General features: G+C 33.9%; 1 protein-coding gene. It reads left to right on the forward strand.

Going from position 1 to position 3,009, the window contains the following annotated elements; genetic code table 11:
* On the forward strand, positions 1-3,009 hold a 3,009-nt coding region (locus M983_RS13400; RefSeq protein ID WP_167348684.1), incomplete at both ends, for a DUF637 domain-containing protein.

Consider the following 3,009-nt stretch of genomic DNA (forward strand, 5'->3'; position numbering starts at 1 on the left):
TATCAACTACAGTCAAGGTGCGCTGGTAACCAAAGATGTTAGTTTTATTACTAGAAGTGGCAATATTAACTATTCATTAAATCCTGCTTATTCTTATTCTCATCATTATTTTTCACCACCAACTATTTTTGCTGATAATTCAATTATGTTTTATTCGGGAAATAATATTATTCTCGAAAACATACAAATTAAGACACCAAATGAAATTAGCCTAACTGCACTGGGTAATATTTTTATTAATCGTGATGAATCACTTTTATTTAATTTACTACCTGAAATGAGGAAGAAAACATCTTTATCAGATCTCGTATCTAATATAGGTATCTGGGAAAGTATGGGGGATATAAATTTAACTGCTGGAAAAAATATAGTTAGTCAAGGAATAAAATATATTGCTGGTAAAAATATTACCTTTACAACAGGGAAGGATATATTTCTAGCGTCAAAACCAATAAAAGACGTTGATCCTTTTTTTGCTAATATTAATTATCCTCAATTACGTTCAAAAATAGTTGCGAAGAATAATATTTTAATGAATGCCGCTCGTGATATTGATTTAACGTCGGTACTTATTTACTCAAATAATAAAGTAACGCTATTTGCAGGTCAAAATATAAATTTAGGTGCAACAAATTATTCTGCTCTTAGAAATCCTGATACGGATTTCAAAAATAATCAAAATGCGATAACAACGATTGTTGCAGACAAAGGAATTACAATAAGTGCATCTGAACAACTTGTTGCAAAAGGGAGTTATTTTCAATCAGAAGATGATATCACTATTTCTACTGGTAGTGATATGCAATTGGGTGCTGTACAAGCCTATTCTTATACAGAGTCAGAATCTGAGCTTGAAGAACATCACAAACAAGTAGGCACTGTAATTAATAGTGGTAATAAAATTACTCTTTTATCAGAAGGTAGTATTTTATTTCAAGCATCAGAACTGAAGGCAAATAAAGAAATTAATAGCTTTGCTCAAGGTGGGTTTCTTTATGCACAAGCAATGGAAGAGTCGAGTTATTACGAAGAGGAAAAGAAAAAATGTAATTGGTGGACATTATGCGCCACAAAAAAGAAATATACGAAAACATTTTATAATAAAAATAATAAAGTTACCGAGTTTAATGCAAATGGTGATATTCATTTATTTGCATATGATGATATTACACTTGAAGCAACAAAAGTTAATACAAAAAATAATGCCAGTATTATAAGCAAAACAGGCAGTATTTATTTTAAAGCTGTAAAAGATGTTACTTTTAAACAAATCATTACTGAATCCCAAGATATTTATATTACTCACCGTAACCAAGGTTATTTTAACGAAACTTGGCAATTACCCGCGCTTCATATTGGCGGAAAACTGACAATTGATGCACCAAAAATAATCTCTGCGGATGTTAAAGCTCAAAAAGAAGAATCACTTGAGCAAGCATTAACAATTTTAAGTAATACACCAGGATATGAATGGCTAAGTGAACTTCAAGAGTCTGAAAATGTTAACTGGAATTTAGTTAAGGAAACATATAGCAGTTGGGATGAAGAAACTCAGCGTATTAATCCTGTTTTTGGTGCGTTTATTGCCATTGGAGTCGCGATTGCTACTTATGGCTCATCACTTGCGACAACCGTTGGTGGAATGGCAAGCGAAGTTGCAACAGCCGCAGGTGCCTCAGCTGGGATAGCTTCTTCAGCATCTGTTGCTGCTCAAGCAGGTTTTGTTTCTTTGGCTTCACAGGCTGCCGTTTCTTTAGTTGAAAATAAAGGCGATATTTATAAAACATTCAAATCACTAGGCAATAGTGACACAGTAAAATCAGTTTTCACCAGTATGGTAGTTGCAGGTGCATTACATGGCCTTGACCAATTTATGGGTTGGGATCAGACAATCCAAGGTGGAACATTACCCTCTACAGGTAAATTACTGATAACTGATAACGCAACTTGGAGCCAAGTTGCACAGCGTGTTGCTTCTCATTCTATCGTCAGCTCAACATTAGGCACTGCCATTCAAGGTGGTCGCTTTATTGATAATTTTAAAATCGCCTTATTAAGCAACCTTGGCAGTCAATTTCATGCTGAAGGTGCGAATTTAATTGGTAATAACGGCGAAATATTAGGGCATGCAGGAAAAATTTTAAGTCATGCTGTTATTGCAGGTGTTAGTGCAGAAATAGCTGGAGAAAATGTCAACGGTGCGATTGCAGGTGCCATTGCAGCAGAAATAGCAGCGATAACGATTAATGATAACTTAATTAAGACCGAGAATTGGCGTGAAGAGCAAGCCCAAAAAAGCCGTTTAATTGGCGCTTTCGCTGGATTACTTGCAACAGGTAAAGCTGAAGGTGTCTTTAGTGGTGCAAATTCAGCAGAACTAGTCGAGCGTTTTAATCGACAACTTCATGTTGAGGAAATAAAAGCCGTTAAAGAGCTAGCAAACGGAGATAATCATAAATTAGAGCGTTTATTAGCTGCTTCATGTCGAAAAACTTATTGTATTGCCCAAGAGTCATTAAGTTCTTCTGAAAGAATTTATTATGAATCTTTAATGAAAAAATATCCATACACACATATGGAAGATTCATTACTTTCAGATTATTGGATTACAAAAGAAAGAACAAGGATAGGTGGAAATTATCCCATATTTAGCGGTCATGAAAAGGTTAAATTATTTACCTATGGTGATGCTGATAAATTAACTGATAGTGAAACATTTGCAAAAAATCAATGGATCGAAAATGCAAGTGAAGTTACTGGATGGGATAAAAAAACTCTTGAAAATTTAACTACATTAATTACGGTTGGTTCATCATTAACAAGAGCTAATAGAATTTATGGCTCAATAAGCTTTAAAGCTAATAAAACGCAATTTGTTTCAATAAAAGATATTTATTTTATTGACAAATCGGGAAATAAAATCACAATGAAATGGATGTATCAAGGTACGCCTGAACAACAAGGAATGACCTTTGAGAATTATATTGGGTTATCAAATAAACGACTTAC

The sequence above is a fragment of the Proteus myxofaciens ATCC 19692 genome (assembly GCF_001654855.1).
Classification (GTDB): Bacteria; Pseudomonadota; Gammaproteobacteria; order Enterobacterales; family Enterobacteriaceae; genus Proteus; species Proteus myxofaciens.